General features: G+C 39.0%; 17 protein-coding genes. 6 read left to right on the top strand and 11 right to left on the bottom strand.

Features of this window, described 5'->3' with window-relative positions; all coding sequences use genetic code 11:
- Position 1 precedes the first annotated feature (1 nt).
- Genes leuS through yajC form a run of 5 tightly spaced genes read right to left on the bottom strand, consistent with a single transcriptional unit; the run spans position 2 to position 5,640 of the window.
- Complete coding sequence (gene leuS / locus NYG85_RS00990; protein ID WP_284936718.1) at positions 2-2,449, bottom strand: leucine--tRNA ligase; 2,448 nt, start codon at positions 2,447-2,449, stop codon at positions 2-4.
- 8 nt (positions 2,450-2,457) lie between these two features.
- A complete protein-coding gene (locus NYG85_RS00985) occupies positions 2,458-2,796 on the bottom strand; it encodes a DUF6394 family protein (protein WP_284936717.1) in 339 nt (112 codons plus the stop codon).
- A 9-nt stretch (positions 2,797-2,805) separates the two neighbouring features.
- Positions 2,806-3,777 (bottom strand): protein translocase subunit SecF, encoded by a 972-nt coding sequence (secF, locus tag NYG85_RS00980; RefSeq protein ID WP_284936715.1) that lies wholly within the window; start codon positions 3,775-3,777, stop codon positions 2,806-2,808.
- A 13-nt stretch (positions 3,778-3,790) separates the two neighbouring features.
- The gene (gene secD / locus NYG85_RS00975; protein WP_284936714.1) at positions 3,791-5,371 is read right to left on the bottom strand and encodes a protein translocase subunit SecD; all 1,581 of its coding nucleotides are present in this window, start codon (positions 5,369-5,371) and stop codon (positions 3,791-3,793) included.
- Positions 5,371-5,640, bottom strand: a complete 270-nt coding sequence (gene yajC / locus NYG85_RS00970; protein WP_284936712.1) for a preprotein translocase subunit YajC — start codon at positions 5,638-5,640, stop codon at positions 5,371-5,373. The genes secD and yajC overlap by 1 nt, the downstream gene beginning before the upstream one ends.
- Between yajC and NYG85_RS00965 the strand changes: the two genes are divergently transcribed.
- Positions 5,613-6,932 (top strand): apolipoprotein N-acyltransferase, encoded by a 1,320-nt coding sequence (locus NYG85_RS00965; RefSeq protein ID WP_284936710.1) that lies wholly within the window; start codon positions 5,613-5,615, stop codon positions 6,930-6,932. The two genes, yajC and NYG85_RS00965, sit on opposite strands and share 28 nt — an antisense overlap.
- Here NYG85_RS00965 and NYG85_RS00960 read toward each other — a convergent pair.
- From NYG85_RS00960 to rpoD, 6 genes are all read right to left on the bottom strand, one after another.
- Positions 6,891-8,342: a Ppx/GppA phosphatase family protein gene (locus NYG85_RS00960; protein WP_284936708.1), complete on the bottom strand. Its 1,452-nt coding sequence runs from the start codon at positions 8,340-8,342 to the stop codon at positions 6,891-6,893. The two genes, NYG85_RS00965 and NYG85_RS00960, sit on opposite strands and share 42 nt — an antisense overlap.
- A gap of 2 nt (positions 8,343-8,344) precedes the next feature.
- The gene (locus NYG85_RS00955) at positions 8,345-9,553 is read right to left on the bottom strand and encodes a sensor histidine kinase (protein WP_432264837.1); all 1,209 of its coding nucleotides are present in this window, start codon (positions 9,551-9,553) and stop codon (positions 8,345-8,347) included.
- Between the two features lie 62 nt (positions 9,554-9,615).
- Positions 9,616-10,287: a homeostatic response regulator transcription factor HsrA gene (hsrA, locus tag NYG85_RS00950; protein WP_284936707.1), complete on the bottom strand. Its 672-nt coding sequence runs from the start codon at positions 10,285-10,287 to the stop codon at positions 9,616-9,618.
- Between the two features lie 83 nt (positions 10,288-10,370).
- Positions 10,371-10,697, bottom strand: a complete 327-nt coding sequence (locus NYG85_RS00945) for a dihydroneopterin aldolase (RefSeq protein WP_284936706.1) — start codon at positions 10,695-10,697, stop codon at positions 10,371-10,373.
- A complete protein-coding gene (gene plsY / locus NYG85_RS00940) occupies positions 10,694-11,302 on the bottom strand; it encodes a glycerol-3-phosphate 1-O-acyltransferase PlsY (RefSeq protein WP_284936705.1) in 609 nt (202 codons plus the stop codon). The genes NYG85_RS00945 and plsY overlap by 4 nt, the downstream gene beginning before the upstream one ends.
- Before the next feature lie 2 nt (positions 11,303-11,304).
- A complete protein-coding gene (rpoD, locus tag NYG85_RS00935) occupies positions 11,305-13,161 on the bottom strand; it encodes an RNA polymerase sigma factor RpoD (protein WP_284936704.1) in 1,857 nt (618 codons plus the stop codon).
- A 120-nt stretch (positions 13,162-13,281) separates the two neighbouring features.
- Here rpoD and NYG85_RS00930 point away from each other — a divergent pair, with 120 nt between their 5' ends.
- The 5 genes from NYG85_RS00930 (at position 13,282) to NYG85_RS00910 (ending at position 16,296) form a co-directional block, all read left to right on the top strand.
- Positions 13,282-14,094, top strand: coding sequence for a flagellar hook-basal body protein (locus tag NYG85_RS00930; RefSeq protein WP_284936702.1), 813 nt, complete (start codon positions 13,282-13,284; stop codon positions 14,092-14,094).
- An 11-nt stretch (positions 14,095-14,105) separates the two neighbouring features.
- Positions 14,106-14,894 (top strand): flagellar basal-body rod protein FlgG, encoded by a 789-nt coding sequence (gene flgG / locus NYG85_RS00925; protein WP_284936701.1) that lies wholly within the window; start codon positions 14,106-14,108, stop codon positions 14,892-14,894.
- 3 nt (positions 14,895-14,897) lie between these two features.
- The gene (locus tag NYG85_RS00920) at positions 14,898-15,038 is read left to right on the top strand and encodes a hypothetical protein (RefSeq protein WP_284936700.1); all 141 of its coding nucleotides are present in this window, start codon (positions 14,898-14,900) and stop codon (positions 15,036-15,038) included.
- Between the two features lie 263 nt (positions 15,039-15,301).
- The gene (locus NYG85_RS00915) at positions 15,302-15,964 is read left to right on the top strand and encodes an AzlC family ABC transporter permease (protein WP_284936699.1); all 663 of its coding nucleotides are present in this window, start codon (positions 15,302-15,304) and stop codon (positions 15,962-15,964) included.
- On the top strand, positions 15,961-16,296 hold the full coding sequence (locus NYG85_RS00910; protein ID WP_284936697.1) for a branched-chain amino acid transporter permease: 336 nt from the start codon (positions 15,961-15,963) through the stop codon (positions 16,294-16,296). Before NYG85_RS00915 ends, NYG85_RS00910 begins: the two co-directional genes overlap by 4 nt.
- Positions 16,297-16,361 lie beyond the last annotated feature (65 nt).

The raw sequence follows: 16,361 nt of genomic DNA, 5'->3' as shown, positions 1-16,361 counted from the left end.
TTTATCCTTTTACCACGATATTTACGAGTTTGCCTTTGATATAAATCTCTTTTAAAATCTCTTTGCCGCTAAGCCATTTTGCGGTTTGCTCTTTTGCGATTTTTAAAATTTCATCTTCACTTGTATCGGCTGGTATTTCAAACTCGGCACGTTTTTTGCCGTTAATCGTAACTGCTAAATTTATCGTATCTTTTACAAACACTTCATCTTTTATGGCAATCCTAGTGAAATTTTTAAGCCCAAAAAGCTCTTTGCTAAGCTCAAAAGCGATATGTGGGACGATTGGTTCAAGCAGATTTAAGATGATAAAAAATCCCTCGCTATTTACATCATCGTTTTGCTGTGCATTTAGGGCGTTTAGCGCCTCCATACAAGCAGCAATTAGCGTGTTAAATGTAAAGCTCTCATTATAAACATCTTGCGATTTTTTAAGTGCTTCATAGACTTTTAGCCTAGCAAATTTCTCATCCTTGCTTAAATTTTCGTGTTTTATGTCTGGGATTTTATCCACTGGCTTAACGCTACTAGCCTTATCATAAAGCCTATTTAAGAAGCGAAACGCGCCCTCAACGGCACTATCATTCCATTCAAGCTCCTTTTGTGGTGGGGCTGCAAAAAGTATAAAAAGCCTTGCCGTATCGGCTCCGTATTTGTGGATAATGTCATCTGGATCAACGACATTGCCCTTGCTTTTGCTCATCTTTTTGCCGTCTTTTAGCACCATACCTTGCGTTAGCAAATTCTTAAACGGCTCACTATCACGAAGATAGCCTAAATCCCTTAACGCCTTTTGAAAAAATCTAGCGTATAAAAGGTGCAAAATAGCGTGTTCAATGCCACCGATATACTGATCAACGCTCATCCAGTAATCAACGCTTTGTTTGTCTAGCGCTGTCTTATCCCACGTTTTTTCATCACTTGCATATCTTGCAAAATACCACGAGCTTTCAAAAAACGTATCCATTGTATCAGTTTCACGAACAGCGTCGCCGCCACATTTTGGGCATTTTGTAAATTTCCAAGTCGGGTGTTTATCAAGCGGATTGCCCTCACCTGTAATTTCTACATCATCAGGCAAGGTTACTGGTAGGTTTTCTAGCTTTTCGCCAACGACACCACATTGTGGGCAGTGGATCGTAGGCACAGGAGCACCCCAGTATCTTTGACGTGATATGCCCCAGTCGCGGATTTTAAAATTTACAACCCTTTTGCCTAGATTTTCACTCTCAAATTTAGCGATGATTTTCTCTTTTGCCTCTTCTGTTTTTAGTCCGTTAATCAAAGGCGAATTTATGGCTACACCGTATTCTGGATTTGCTCTATCTTCGCTCTCATCACTGGTTTTTACGACTTTTAAAATTGGCAGATTAAATTTACTTGCAAACTCAAAGTCCCTTTGGTCGTGTCCCGGCACTGCCATAATCGCGCCACTGCCGTAATCTGAAAGGATAAAATTTGCAACCCAAACTGGGATTTTTGCGTCCGTTAAAGGGTGTTTTACGTAAATTCCTAAAAATACGCCGTCTTTATCACTTGCTTGTCGCTCTCTTGGGCTTTGATTTAGGATTGATTTTATCTTTGACTTTGCTTCATCGCTTAGAATTTGGGTGTTTAAAAGTGCTTTTACAATCTCGTGCTCTGGCGCAAGTGCTGTGTAGCTAATGCCATAAATCGTGTCTGGACGCGTCGTAAATACGCTAAATCCGTCAAATTTAGAGCCTAAAATTTCACGCGAATGCTCATCTAAAAATAGCTTAAATTCCAAACCGCTACTTTTGCCAATCCAGTTTTCTTGCATTGTTAAAACCTGACTTGGCCACCTGCCCTCTAAACTCTTTAAGTCATCAAGCAACTCATCGGCGTAATCTGTGATTTTTAGGTAATAGCCAGGTAGCTCCTTTTGCACGACTTCGTTACCACAACGCCAACAACAACCCTCCTCAACCTGCTCATTTGCTAACACGGTTTGGTCGTGTTCGCACCAATTTACAACGGCAGATTTACGATAAACAAGCCCTTTTTCAAACATTTTTATGAAAAATTCCTGCTCCCACTTTGTATAAATCGGATCAGAAGTGGCAAGCTCACGCCTTTTTGAAAACGAAAGCCCAAGTGCGCTAAGCTCATTTTTCATATAATCAATATTTTCATAAGTCCATTTTTTTGGATGAATTTTATGTTTTATGGCTGCATTTTCAGCTGGCATTCCAAAGCTATCAAAGCCGATAGGGTGAAGCACATTAAAGCCTTGCTTTCTGTAATAACGTGCCAAAGCGTCGCCGATTGTGTAGTTTCTAACGTGTCCCATATGAATGCGTCCGCTCGGGTATGGAAACATACTTAAAATGTATTTTTTTGGCAAAGTGTAGTCATCTTTTGGCTCAAATTCGCCGTTTTTAGCCCAAATTTCTTGCCATTTTTTCTCAATTTGCGTTGGATTATAAGCCATTTTTTCTCCTAAAATTCATCTTGCGACTTGCTTGATTCAATTAAAACAAGTGCGAGTGAGAATACGTTTGCAATTACAGCACCGATAACTAGCGAGTAAGCTAGGGTCATATTTGCACTTACTTGAAGCACGACAAATGCTGGGATTAAGTGCAAGTCAGCCACGAGCGAACTAGCAAAAAGCTCGGCGGCTAGGACGTTTCTAACGCCGATTTTAAGCAGTGTTGAGACTAAATTTATACTAGCTGCCACAAAAAGTGCTATCGGACTTTTATCGTATAAAAACTCCGCTGCTGTCGTTAAGCTCATTAGAGCAAAAAATACATAAACAACCTTACCCCAGTTCATCTTAACTCCTTACACCACGCCTTTTTCATACATTGCACGCTCACGCTCACGCTCCTTTTTTGCCTTCATTTTTTCGCTAAGTTTTACGCGGTAGTCGTTTGCTTTAAATTTAAACCAAACCAAAAACGGCGAAGCGGTATAGACCGAGCTAAACGTGCCAATAATAACGCCCACCATTACGACAAATGAAAAGCCATTTATCATATCGCCGCCAAACATATAAAGGATAAAAACGACGATGAATGTTGAGCCAGATGTAAGAATCGTGCGTGAGAGCGTGGCTGAAACGGACTCGTTTATGATAGCGTTTATGTCGCTATTTTTACTTGTAACAATGCCCTCCCTAATGCGGTCAAAGATGATAATCGTGTCATTTAGCGAGTAGCCAAGAACGGTTAAAATGGCTGCGAGCGTGTCTAAATTTACATCAATGCTAAATAGCGAAATCGCACCCATTGTAATGATGATATCGTGAATTTCAGATATTATCGCCGCAAGTGCAAAACGCCACTCAAAGCGAAAGGCAATGTAGATTAAAATCGCACCAAATGAGATCAAAATCGCCATAAGTGCCTTAGCTCTAAGCTCTCCGCCGACCTTTGGGCCAACGATATCCACGCGCCTAACCTCAACATTACCAGTGCCTTTTAGCATATCCTTAACACTAGCACCAATATCTGCTCCAATATCAGAGCTAGAACCAGAAAATCGCACGATGACTTCGTTATCCGAGCCAAACTCAGTAACACTTGCGTTTTTTAAAATTTCGTGCGAAGAAAAGGCATCTCTAATGCTATCAAGCGGTGCTTTTGTGTCGTATTTTAGTTGAATTAAAGTGCCACCTGAAAAGTCTATGCCGTAGTTTAGCCCCTTTGTAGCAAGTAAAAAAATAGAGCCAAAAAATAAGATTATAGAGAGTATGAGAGACGGGAATTTTAATCTCATAAAATCATAAACTTTAACTTTTGTAAAAATTTGCATTATTTGCCTTTAATTAATCTCTTTTGTAGCCAAACCAAAGCCTTGTTTTGCCACTCTTTTCTATCTTATCCATAAATAGATCAAAAAATCCGTGCGTGCCTAGGATTGCAGTTAGCATTGATACTAAAATACCAATACTCATAGTAACAGCAAAGCCCTTAACTGGCCCGGTGCCGTAAGCGTAAAGTGCAATAACGGTGATTAGGGTCGTGAGATTTGCATCTACAATCGCACTCATTGCGTTTTCATAGCCCTTTGCGACCGCTGTTTTAATGCTAGCTCCGTCCCTTAAAAGCTCACGAATTCTCTCGTTTATAACGACATTTGCATCAACTGCCATACCAATGGTAAGCACGATACCAGCCATACCGGGCAGGGTTAGCGTAGCTCCAAAAAGTGCCATAAATGCGATGATTAAGATGATATTTACGCTCAAAGCGATATTTGCAAAAATTCCAGAAACGCCGTAATAAACAAACATAAAAAGCACGATTAAAACACTAGCACCAGCAAGTGCTGTCATACTTTTTTGTATGCTCTCAGCCCCAAGGCTTGGACCAATGCTTCGCTTTTCAAGCAGTTTTACTGGGGCTAGTAAGGCACCGCTTCTAAGTGCGATAGCCACATCGTGAGCCTCCTCAACGCTAAATCCACCGCTAATCTGACCGCTACCGCCGCCGATTCTCTCATTTATCACTGGTGCTGAATAGACCTTGCCGTCAAGCACGATAGCTAGGCGTTTGCCGACATTTGCACCGGTAAAATCGCCAAAAATTCTAGCACCCTCTGAATTTAGAGAGAAATTTATAATAGGCTGATTATTTTGCTGTGAAAATGCCACTCTTGCGTCAGTTAGCATTGAGCCATCAAGCACTGGAATTTCTTTTAAAACATACTTATAACGCTCATCTTTTACATCTGGATAGATGACATCGCCGTAGCTTTGAGCTTGTGCTACACTCATTGTCGCAGCCTCATTTTGGCGTTTATCATCAACTGCCATAAGCTGTAAATGTGCTGCCTTTGCGATTAAATCCCTTGCTCTTTGCTCATCATCAGCACTCTTAATGCCGGGTAGTTCAACTAAAATTTTATCCTCGCCCTGCCTTGCAACGGTAGGCTCGGCAAGTCCGAACTGATCAAGCCTGTTTCGTATCGTTTCAACCGCCTGTGCTATGGCGTATTCAATCGTGGCTAACCGCTCGGCTTCATTTAATGAAATCGTGTAATTAAGGGCGTCTTTTTGCACATTAAGCCCGTTAATATCGCCTAACATTTTATCTATTTTTGCCGCCTCGTCAGCGTCAATTAGGCTAAATTCTATAATCTCATCTTTGGCTTTTAACTTGTCAATTAAAATTTCTTCTTTTTTTGCGTAGTAGTTGATACTTGCGGCAATTGACTTGATTTTTGAGTGTATTGCCACCTCTGTATCAACGCCAAGAAGCATATGAAGTCCGCCTTGTAAATCAAGCCCAAGGCTAATTTTATGTCCGCTTTGGGTTTGAAAAAACGACGGCGTTGAGAAAATCACGCCAAAAACAAAGGCTATAAGTAAGACAACTAGCCTGTAAGTTACCTTGCCACTTCGCATTATGCTTCAATCTTTTTTGCTACAAATTCGCGAGAAATACGCACTATTACATCGTCGTTAAGCTTAACTTTGATAAAATCCTCCTCTGGTTTTACGACCTCGCAAATAAGACCGCCACTTGTGATGATTTTATCGCCCTTTTGAAGTGCTTGTATCATCGCTTGGTGCTGTTTTTGCTGTTTTTGCTGTGGTCTAATCACCAAAAAGTAAAAAATCGCAAAAAGCACGATAAGAGGTAGTAATGAAGCTAAGAAATTTGACTCTTGCATTGTCTGTCCTTAATGTTAAAAATTTAAACCGATATTTTAGCACTAAAATTATAATAAAAGCCTTTGTTAGTGCCTTAATGGTTTCAAATTTTATCTATTTATCCATTTTTGAAAATATTTTTTTAGATTTTATCTCGCCATTTATTACGATTTTTGGGATTTATTTGCTGATTTTTCAAACAAGGGCTGGATTTTTTTTAAGCGGATTTTTTGTAGGAATTTTATGGTTTTATTGGATTAGTTTTAGCTTTATTTATTACGATTTAGCCTTTTTAATACCGCTTGTTTTGCTCTTTATCGGCGTTGTTTATGGGCTTTTATTCTTTTTAGCGTCAATTTTTAGCTTTGTTTTTTTAAGAGCCGTTGCTCTATTTTTATTAAGCTACATCGCACCTTTTGGCTTTAACTGGCTAAATTTAGAAGCCACGCTGGTTTTAGGGGCATTTAGCCCAAACACAACTGGCTTAATTTTGATATTTTTATCAGCTTATTTGCTTAATTTAAGAAAATTTTATAAATTTTTAGCCATTTTGCCACTCATTTTTGCTCTCCAAACGGACACAAAAGAGCCAAATTTTATCCCATTTAATTTAGAACTAACAAACACAAACGTCCCTCAGCACTCAAAGTGGGATAAAGCCCAAAAAGACGCAATAATAGATGAAAATTTAAGGCTCATAAACGAAGCAATTAGTCAAAAAAAAGATGCGATTTTACTGCCAGAAAGTGCCTTTGTAACATTCTTAGACCACGAAAAAATTTTGCAAAATGAGCTTTTAAAAATTTCAGAAAAAATAGCAATAATTGGCGGTGGATTAGCCTATGAAAACGGGCAAATTTATAACTCAACCTATCTTTTTTATGAGGGCAAAATGAGCAGGTTTGACAAGCTTGTTTTAGTGCCTTTTGGCGAAGAAATACCGCTACCAGAATTTATAAAACCGCTAATAAACAGGCTATTTTTTGGCGGCGCAAGCGACTTTAAAACCGCAAAAAACGTGAGCGAATATGAAATTTTTAACACAAAAATCACAAATGCAATTTGCTACGAGGCAACGAGCGATAAAATTTACGCAAACCACCCAAAAATCGTCTTTGCAATCACAAACAACGGCTGGTTTAAAACGCAAAATTTAAGCTCAACCGAGCCAGTTTTGCAACGCCTTTTGCTAAAATATTACGCCACAAAATACGGCACAACAATCTATCACGCCGTAAATGGCTCAAAAAGCGAGATAATCACGCCAAAACTAGGACTCAAAGCTTATGGCGAAATTTTCGGGCGGGATTAGTTTTTTAATCTCCTCTTTTGCCATAAAAAGCTCTTTTGCGCCAAAAATTCTTAAAATTTGACCTTCTAGCTGAAATTTCAGGGCTAATTTGTTGTTATTAATATCAAGAAGCCTTGCAAGGGCTAACATAAAGCTAAGCCAACGAACGACTGATTGCTTTGGCAAGAGCCTTTTAAAGCGTTCGTAGTCGTAAATTACCTTTTTGCCATTTGTGCTAATTATGGCTGAAATTAACGCCTTTTGCTCGTGCGTAAAGCCGAAATTTAGGGCGTTTTGCACGATATAGGCTGAGTTTATATGATCGTTATAAAAGCCGATATCCTGCCCAGCATTATGCACCCTAGAAGCCACATCAAGTGCGTAAAGATAGCCATCATCAAGGGCGTGAAGTGGCTTTAAGGCGTGAAAAATCGCCCTTACATTTTTTGCGACATTTTTATTTGAGATAAGCACGAAGCGGTCTTGTAGGCTTTTTAGACTTGGGTTAAAATTGGCTGGGAATTTTAGGCTTGGGCGTAAAAAATCGCTTAAAAACACGCCCTCACGCACACCAACTCCGCTTGTAAAAATCTGCTTTGCACCTAGAAATTTACAAAGCCCTAAAAATATCAAAGCCCCTTCTCTAATCGTATCAAAGCGGTCTTTTTTGATGAAAAAATTCTCCAAATCATCAATCTTTGCCTTTGCAATATCATCTATAAATTTCACCTGCTCGTCAAATTTATAGCAAAATCCGTGCAAAGTAGGCATCGGATAGAGCGTTTTTTTCATTATCGCGCTTGAAATAGCACGAAGCGAACCGCCGATTGCGATTACGTTTTCGCACTTAAAGTGGCTTGGGATTTGCTTAATCGTCTCTTTTATAAAATTTTGCACCTTTTGCGTTTTTTTATTATCAAAAAACAGCTCTTTTAGCCTAACGGTGCCAATATCAAGCGAAATAGTATCGGTAACAACGCCGTTTTTAATAAGCCCAAGCTCGCTAGAACCGCCACCAATATCAATCGTAACGCTTTGCTTTGGCACACAAAGTAAATTTTTAGCTGCCACAGCGCCGTAATTTGCCTCGCTTTTGCCGTCAATCACACGCAAATTTATGCCAAGCTCACTTCTTACAAGGCTGATAAAATCGCCAGAATTTGGGGCGTCCCTTAGAGCTGATGTGCCGACGCAAAAAATTTTCGTGCATTTGTAGCTTTTGGCGATAATGCTAAATTCCCTAAGTGCTAAAAACGCCCTTTGCATCGCATTTTGCGAGATTTTGCCGCCGCTTTCATAGCCACCCTCGCCTAGCCTAACTCGCATTTTATACTCGCTTAACGTAAAAAACGCAAAGCGAGAAGTCCGCTCAAAAATCACCATACGCATTGAATTTGAGCCAATATCAATAACTGCCGTTCGTTTTGCCATTTTTATCCCCTTTTTGTATTTATCGGTAGCGAAAGCGTGGCGACAGCTCCGTTTGAGTCGGTGCGATTTTTAATGCTAATATCGGCTCCAAGTGCCTGTGCTGCGCCCTTTGCTAAAAATAGTCCAAGTCCAGCACCACCCTTCTCGCCGTATCGTTTAAATGGTGCAAACAAGTCCTTACTCTCATCAATGCCAGAGCCAAAATCAAGCACTTTGATGATAAAACGTGAGTTTTGCACCTGCGTTTTGATGATGATTTGTGAGCCTTTTGGCGAGAATTTTATGGCGTTTTGGACAAAATTTTGCACCACGTGAGTTAGCAGACTTTGCTGGATTTTTATGTTTAAAATTTTTGGCGAAAGCTCTAAGATTATATCCTTTTCTTCGGCTTTTGCTAGGATTGCAAAGTTATTGCCAAGCTTGGCTAAAAATGCGATGATATCAGTCATCACTGGCTCTTCAAACTGCGCGCCCTCTTGGCGACCAATTTCAAGCACCGAGCCAATCATGGCATTCATTGAATTTATGGCTTCATTGTTGGTTTTTAACGCCTCAATGTAACGCTCGCTCTCACGCTGTTTTAAAAGCGTAACCTCGTTTTTTGCCTTCATCACGGCAAGTGGGGTTTTTAGCTCGTGAGCGATGCCGATAAATAGCTCTTTTTGATAGCTTACAAAGGTCTGAATGCGGTTAATTAGCCCATTTATGCCATTTGCAAGTGGCGAAAATTCCACCGGCAAGGACTTGGCGTCTATCTCTTGTAAGAACTTTTCATTTAGCTTTGAAAGCCTTGCTGTTAGCGTTTTTATAGGCACCAAAAGCATTCTTGATAAAAACATAGCATAAAAGATGACTAGGCAGATTGCCGTTACATTTACGATTAAGATATCAATTAAAATTTGAGCGATAATCTCGGTCTGCATAGTCGTGTCTTTTGTGAGTTTTAAGCAGGAATTTTCATCAAAATCGTAGCTTAGCTCCATAAAGCTATCTTTGCCGATATTGTAGTGTTTAAACGACGGCTTTTTTAAACGCTTTGTGGTGGTTATGATTTTTACATCGGTATGCCCATATTTTGATAGATAAATTTTAAACTCTGTTTTGTTTTCTGGGTTGAATTTTGAGTAGTTGCTTACTATCTCTTTTGCCTCGTAAGTAAGCTCTGAAACGACCGTTTCAAGTATAGTTATGCGTATGTAATAATAAAGCATAACTGAAACTATGGCAATTAGCACCATTGAGGCTGATGCTAATTGCAAGATAAATCTAGTTCTTAGGCTTTTTTCGGAAAGCAAAATCTATATCCGCGACGTCTAACGGTTTCAATTGTTGAGATATTTAGCGGTTTGTCCATTTTTTGGCGAATTTGGTTGATTGCGACCTCAATGACATTTGGTGTTACAAGCTCTGGCTCCTCCCAAATCGCATCAAGGAGTTGCTCTTTGCTTACGATTTGATCTGAGTGTCTAGCAAGGTGAGTTAGCACCTCAAAAGGTTTGCCTTTAAGCTCAATGTCCTTGCCTAAATATGTGATTTTTTCTTCATCTGGATTTATTATTAAATCATCAATTTTGATGATATTTGTGCCGCCAAAGCGAAGGCGTGCCTCTAAACGAGCGACTAAAACATCAAAGTCAAATGGCTTTCTGATATAGTCATCAGCACCAGCTCTAAGCGCCTTTATTTCGCTATCTTTGTCATCTTTTGCCGATAAAACGACAACCGAAGTGCGTGGCGACTTTTGCTTGATTATGTTGATTAAATCAACGCCGTCTCCGTCTGGCAACATCCAGTCAGTAAGCACCAAATCGTAATTTCTAATGCCAATGTAATACTCGGCGTCTTTGAAATTTTCAGAGCTGTCAGTTTGATAGCCAAACTCGCCAAGCCCCTCAACGATTGTCTTATTTAGAGTAACTTCGTCCTCTACGATTAAAATTCTCATTTTTATTTATCCTTATCGTGTTAAATTTTTAGCTAGGATTGTATCATAAATTAAGCAAATTTTCAAGATTTTTTAAAAAAAATTTAATAAATAATGTCTAATCTTGCACCAACGAGGGCGTCTTGTAAAATTTCAAGCTTTAAAATTTCAAGTTTTAATGACTTTAAACCCTGAAATTTATCCTTTAAAATTTTACTCATCACGCTAAGCGACTCCTCAATGCCTTGAAATTTCAGCTCGTTATATTTTTCTTTTAAAAATTCTTTAAACTCAACATAATTAACAAAACTCTCTGAACAAAATTCAGCGTTTATACGCACCTTTTGTGGGGTTTTTTGCTCAAACTCAAACATACCAATTATCGTTTCAAACTCAAAGTCCTTTATGATAGTCGTTATCTGCAAATTCATATCACTTTTGCCTCTTCGCCCTTGATTAGTCGCCTGATGTTTGGTGCGTGTTTATAGATAACTATGTAGGCGATAATTAAGATCGGAGCGTGAGAATTAATATCAAGATTTGGGTGAAAAACAAAGCTTGATAAGACAAGAAAAATAAGTGCTAAAAGCGAGGCTAATGAGCTGATTTTTAGCACCTTACCCACAAAAAACCACACAGCAAAAGCGACTAAAAGCTCGTAAGGCAAGAAAAATCCAAGCACGCCAGCACCGGTTGCAACGCCCTTACCGCCTTCAAATTTTAAAAATGGCGAGAAGCAATGCCCAAGCACGGCTAAAACTGCCATAGCCCAAAGCGTAGCCTCGCTAAGTCCTAGAAATTTTGCGATAAAAAGTGGCAAAATTCCCTTTAAAATATCGCTAATTGCGGTTAAAATCGCAATTTTTTTTGCCTTTTTTGGGTCGGTTTTTTTAAGCACCCTTAAAACATTTGTCGCACCGATACTTTTACTGCCGTCTTTTGTAATATCAATGTTTGCAAAAATTTTGCCATAAATTAGCCCAAAAGGCACAGCAGCAATAAGATAAGCAAACACGTAGGCTATTAGATTATCCATTTTTAGCCCTCTATGTAGTTTTTAAGCTTTCTGCCGACTTTTGGGTGTTTTAGCTTTTTAATGGCTGAGCTTTCTATTTGGCGGACACGCTCACGAGTTACATTTAGGGCTTTGCCGATCTCTTCAAGTGTGCGGTCGCTCTCATCTTCAAGAAGTCCAAAACGCATACAAATAACAGCCTTTTCGCGCTCATTTAACTGGCTTAAAACCTCATCAATCTGCTCTCTAAGGTCGTTTTTAAGGATATGCTCCATAGGGCTAAGTGAGCTTTTATCCTCCACAAAATCGCCAAATTTACCATCATCTTCGTTTGCAATCGGTGCTTCAAGGCTGATTGGCTCTTTTGTGATTTTAATTACTTGTTTTACCTTATCTACGCTTAGTCCGACTTCGGCTGCAATCACGCTCACATCAGGCTCTTTGCCCTCTTCTTGCATATATTTTCGGTTGATTTTGTTGATACGATTTATCGTTTCAATCATATGAATTGGAATTCTAATCGTCCTAGCCTGATCGGCAATCGCACGTGAAATGGCTTGACGTATCCACCACGTGGCGTAGGTTGAGAATTTATAGCCCTTTCGGTATTCAAATTTATCAACCGCCTTCATAAGTCCGATATTGCCCTCTTGGATTAGGTCTAAAAACGGCAACCCCCTGTTTGTGTAGCGTTTTGCTATGCTTACGACTAGGCGGAGATTTGATTTTGCCATTCTTGTTTTTGCCTCATCAGAAATTTTCTTGCCACGTTTGATTTGTTCTAAAACCTCTTTTAGCTTGGCTGGTTCAAGGTTAAAGCCCTGTTTGCTGGCCTCTTTTGTTTGAAAGAGCTTTTTAATCTCAACGTAGGTTGAAACCATTGTAGCCTCTGGCACACGGGCGATTATGTCCTCTTTATTTAGCTTTAAAATGTCTTTTAAAATTCCCTTGTGATTTTTTTTAAGCTCGTCGCTAAACATAGGCAGTTTGTATTCAAGCCTTTTAAGCTCTCTATCAAACTCATCATCGCTTTTTAACGCTGTCTCCATTGACTTTACAATCTCGCTAATTAGCTTACTTGTTGGCCCAAGATCCATTAATTTATCTTTTAAAATTTTCTTTTTAAAAGCCAAAGTTATGTTTGCTAAAATGTCGTTTTTATCAATCTCGGTCTGCTTATTTTGCGTTTTTAGCCACTCTTTTTTTGCCTTTTCAAGTGCCTTAAAACTCTCCATAACCTTTAAAGCACGTTTATCGTTTTTAGCCGATTTTTTCGCACTTATGCTGGTTTCTTCTTCGTTTTCATCAATCTCTTCTTCGTTTTCATCATCGCCCTCATCCTCATCGCCATCCTCTTCAAAGCTCTTAAAAAGCTCTTTTACACGACGCTCTCTATTAATTAAAGGCTCTTTATAATCAAGTATAAAATCAATCAAAAACGGCACTGAGCAAAATGCGTCAATGATAATATCCTCGCCAAGCTCAATTTTTTTTGAAATTTCAACCTCTTCATCTTTTGTCAAAAGCGCGATTTGCCCCATTTCACGCAGATACATACGCACAGGGCTATCAGAGCGCGACCACTCTAAATAATCGGTGTCGTTGGCTAAATCAAACTCATCATCAATACTCTCATCTTGCGCTTCTTCGCTCTCTTTTTTGCGTTTTTTGGCTTCGGCTAAATTTCGCATTTTAGCCACGTCAGCGGCTGTTAAAAGCTGAACTTTGTTTGTTTTGGCTAGGGCTTCAATTTTTTTAACAATTGTCGCTGTTGGTGCTTTATCAAATAATTTTACAAGCTTTTCATAAGTAACAAAACCCTTTGCGTTTTCGGCAAAAAGCTCTTCAATTTGTGAAAACGACTCTTTTGCAGAACTCATAAAATTCCTTTATTTGGTGTTTTTAAAAATTTCGGATTATACCCAAAATTTATAAAACAAAACTAAAAGTAAAAGTGGAACGCATTTTGCTTTTATGACTAAAAATTTTAAAGGCAAGGTATGCAAAACGGCTATTATCAGGCGACAGGTGCTATGGTCACGCAGTTTAATCGCCTAAACGTAATCTCAAACAACCTAGCAAATATAAACACAATCGGCTTTAAGCGAGATGATGTGGTTATTGGTGATTTTGAGAGAATTTTTAAACAAACACAAGATGAAATGCCACTACGCAATCACACAAAAGATAGTGCAAAATACCTAAATCGCACGATAAATCGCACCCCGCAGGTGGTAGAACAATACACCGATTTTAGCTCTGGCGGGATAAAAAGTAGTTCAAATCAGCTTGATTTTGTGATAAAAAGAGATGATTTATTCTTTTTAGTTGATACACCAAGTGGCGTGAAATTAAGCAAAAATGGTGCATTTAGCCTTGATAAGGATGGATTTTTGGTTTCAAAAGAGGGCTATAAAATTTTACCAAGCAACTACAACGCCCAGCCACTTGAACAGCGTGGCATACAGCTACCGCAAGGCACAACGCTAACAAGCGATAAAAATGGAAATTTATACTCAAACAACGAGCCTTTTGCAAGGCTTTTTATAGCGCAACCAAGAGAGATTAGAGCGATTGAGAAATTTGGCGATAATCTTTTTAGCGTTAAAAATTTAGATGATATTATTGACATTGACAACGCAGGTAGCGTCCTTCAAGGCTACGCTCAAATGTCAAACGTAAATGCAGTAACCGAAATGGTGGGACTTATTGAAACCCAGCGTATGGTTGATATGTATCAAAAGGTTATGAACTCGCATATGAATGACCTAAATCAAGACGCAATCACAAAACTTGGCAACGTAAAAGCATAAAAGGATAAAAAATGATGAGATCACTCTATACCGCCGCAACCGGTATGATAGCACAGCAAACACAAATAGATGTAACTTCACACAATATCGCAAACGTAAATACCTATGGCTACAAAAAAAATAGAGCAGAATTTGCTGACTTAATGTATCAAACAATGGAGTATGCAGGCACGGCAACAAGCCAAACCACAACAAGCCCAACTGGCATAGAAGTCGGTCTTGGCGTGCGTCCGACTGCGATAAATAAAATTTTCTCACAAGGATATTTTAAAGAAACGAGCAACAACCTTGACGTGGTAATCGCTGGCAATGGCTTTTTTCAGGTTCAGCTCCCTGACGGCACGACCGCTTACACTAGAAACGGCGCATTTAAGCTTGATGCAAACGGCACGGTGGTAAATTCTGACGGCTATCAGCTAATCCCACAAATTACAATACCAGCAAACGCAACTCAAATCTCAATCGGCACGGACGGCACGGTTTCGGTGCTTCAAGCTGGTGAGCAAGAGATGAATCAAATCGGGCAAATTGAGTTAGCTAGCTTTATAAACCCAGCCGGACTTCACTCAATGGGCGATAATAACTACCTGCAAACCGGTGCTAGTGGCGATGTGGTCGTAGGCACGGCTGGACTTGACGGACTTGGGACGATTAGGCAGGGGTTTGTTGAGATGAGTAACGTTCAGCTAGTTGAGGAGATGACTGACTTAATCACAGGGCAAAGGGCATATGAAGCCAACTCAAAGGCGATAACGACAAGCGACGCTATGCTTGAAATAGTAAATGGACTTAAAAGGTAAGATATGATTTATCCAGTTTTGATAATGGCGTTTTTAGTGGCAGTTTGGGCGTTTGACGTGATATATTTTTCGCAAAAAGAGAGCAAAAATCACAAAAATATAAAACGGCTAAAAGATAGCTACAAGGCAAATAGGAATTTTTAAAATTCCTATTTAATTAGCCTAATTTTACCACTTTAAATTTTAGTTTTTACCTTACAAAACACGATTTATAATCGCCACTAACCTGCCAAATGCTAGGCAATTTGTTTATTTTTTATCTTAATCAAGCGATGAGTAATAAAACAAGATTTGATTTAGTCTGTTGTTGCGACTAAAATTTTGCCGTTTGTGTGGTTAAACAAAAATTTTTTGGCGGATTTTCATCTGATTTTAGCTATCATTTGCCTTTTGTTTTAAGGAATTTTATGAAATTTGCGGATGTTTTTAAACTCTCAATCCCCGTTTTTATGGGCTACTTCCCACTTGGCATTGCGTTTGGAATTTTAGCAAACACGCTAAATGTTAGCACCTTTATCGCAGTCGCCCTAAGTGCCCTAGCTTACGGCGGAGCGGCGCAGTTTATGATGATATCGCTATTTAGCGTCGGCACGAGTTTTTTTGAGGTCTTTATCGTTTCGTATCTTGTAAATTTACGCCACACATTTTACGCACTTTCGCTGTTAAAAGAGTATAAAGGGCTAAAATTTCGCCTTTTTAACATAGCGACCCTGACTGATGAAACCTTTGCGATTTTTAAAAGCCTAAAAATCAGCGATTTAAACGAGCGAAGCTATGTTTTTACGTGGCTAAATTTTCTCTCGTGGCTTTACTGGCTTAGCGGGACGATTTTTGGCTGTGTGGCTGGGAATTTAATCACGATTGATATGAGCGGATTGGAGTTTAGCTTAACTGCACTTTTTATTGTAATTGTAATTGAGATGTTTAAGAATGAGCGTAATTTTAAGGTGCTTGGAGCCGCTGTTTTGTTTGGAATTTTAGGTGTTATGCTCTTGCCGACAAAAATTTTACTGGTTGGGTCAATGGGACTTTGCTTGCTATTTTTGACAGCATTTAAGGATAGATTATGATAAGCGTAAATTCGCCAGAGTGGCTACTTTTTTTAGCCGTTTTAGTAAGCGTTTTAGCGACATTTTTAACTCGCTCGGTGCCGTTTTATCTGATTAAAAACTACAAGCCAAGCTCGTGGCTAACGGCGATTGAGCGATATATGGGGCTTATGATAATGGTGGTTTTAGTCTGCTATGGCTTAAAGGATATTAAGTTTAACGTCTATCCTTACGGGCTAAATGAAATTCTAGCCGTTTTAACGGCGATTTTGGTGCATTTGAAATTTAAAAACGCACTTTTAAGCATAGTCGTTTCAACGATTTTGTATATGGTTTTATTAAAAATTTTTTAATGATTAAAATTAATTTTTATTTTAAATAATAAGTAGTATAATCCTTGAAATTTTTCAAAGGAGAG

The organism is Campylobacter gastrosuis (assembly GCF_030249845.1).
GTDB classification, from domain to species: Bacteria; Campylobacterota; Campylobacteria; order Campylobacterales; family Campylobacteraceae; genus Campylobacter_A; species Campylobacter_A gastrosuis.
This window is presented reverse-complemented; position numbering and strand designations above follow the sequence as displayed.

What these genes read in the sequence shown, in the direction of transcription:
- NYG85_RS00960 (WP_284936708.1), bottom strand. Translation starts at nt 8,342, where the DNA reads ATGGCAAAACGAACGGCAGTTATTGATATTGGCTCAAATTCAATGCGT.
- yajC (WP_284936712.1), bottom strand. Translation starts at nt 5,640, where the DNA reads ATGCAAGAGTCAAATTTCTTAGCTTCATTACTACCTCTTATCGTGCTT.
- plsY (WP_284936705.1), bottom strand. Translation starts at nt 11,302, where the DNA reads ATGGATAATCTAATAGCCTACGTGTTTGCTTATCTTATTGCTGCTGTG.
- leuS (WP_284936718.1), bottom strand. Translation starts at nt 2,449, where the DNA reads ATGGCTTATAATCCAACGCAAATTGAGAAAAAATGGCAAGAAATTTGG.
- hsrA (WP_284936707.1), bottom strand. Translation starts at nt 10,287, where the DNA reads ATGAGAATTTTAATCGTAGAGGACGAAGTTACTCTAAATAAGACAATC.
- rpoD (WP_284936704.1), bottom strand. Translation starts at nt 13,161, where the DNA reads ATGAGTTCTGCAAAAGAGTCGTTTTCACAAATTGAAGAGCTTTTTGCC.
- NYG85_RS00915 (WP_284936699.1), top strand. Translation starts at nt 15,302, where the DNA reads ATGAAATTTGCGGATGTTTTTAAACTCTCAATCCCCGTTTTTATGGGC.
- NYG85_RS00910 (WP_284936697.1), top strand. Translation starts at nt 15,961, where the DNA reads ATGATAAGCGTAAATTCGCCAGAGTGGCTACTTTTTTTAGCCGTTTTA.
- NYG85_RS00930 (WP_284936702.1), top strand. Translation starts at nt 13,282, where the DNA reads ATGCAAAACGGCTATTATCAGGCGACAGGTGCTATGGTCACGCAGTTT.
- NYG85_RS00985 (WP_284936717.1), bottom strand. Translation starts at nt 2,796, where the DNA reads ATGAACTGGGGTAAGGTTGTTTATGTATTTTTTGCTCTAATGAGCTTA.
- NYG85_RS00965 (WP_284936710.1), top strand. Translation starts at nt 5,613, where the DNA reads ATGAAGCTAAGAAATTTGACTCTTGCATTGTCTGTCCTTAATGTTAAA.
- NYG85_RS00945 (WP_284936706.1), bottom strand. Translation starts at nt 10,697, where the DNA reads ATGAATTTGCAGATAACGACTATCATAAAGGACTTTGAGTTTGAAACG.
- secF (WP_284936715.1), bottom strand. Translation starts at nt 3,777, where the DNA reads ATGCAAATTTTTACAAAAGTTAAAGTTTATGATTTTATGAGATTAAAA.
- NYG85_RS00920 (WP_284936700.1), top strand. Translation starts at nt 14,898, where the DNA reads ATGATTTATCCAGTTTTGATAATGGCGTTTTTAGTGGCAGTTTGGGCG.
- NYG85_RS00955 (WP_432264837.1), bottom strand. Translation starts at nt 9,553, where the DNA reads ATGCTTTATTATTACATACGCATAACTATACTTGAAACGGTCGTTTCA.
- secD (WP_284936714.1), bottom strand. Translation starts at nt 5,371, where the DNA reads ATGCGAAGTGGCAAGGTAACTTACAGGCTAGTTGTCTTACTTATAGCC.
- flgG (WP_284936701.1), top strand. Translation starts at nt 14,106, where the DNA reads ATGATGAGATCACTCTATACCGCCGCAACCGGTATGATAGCACAGCAA.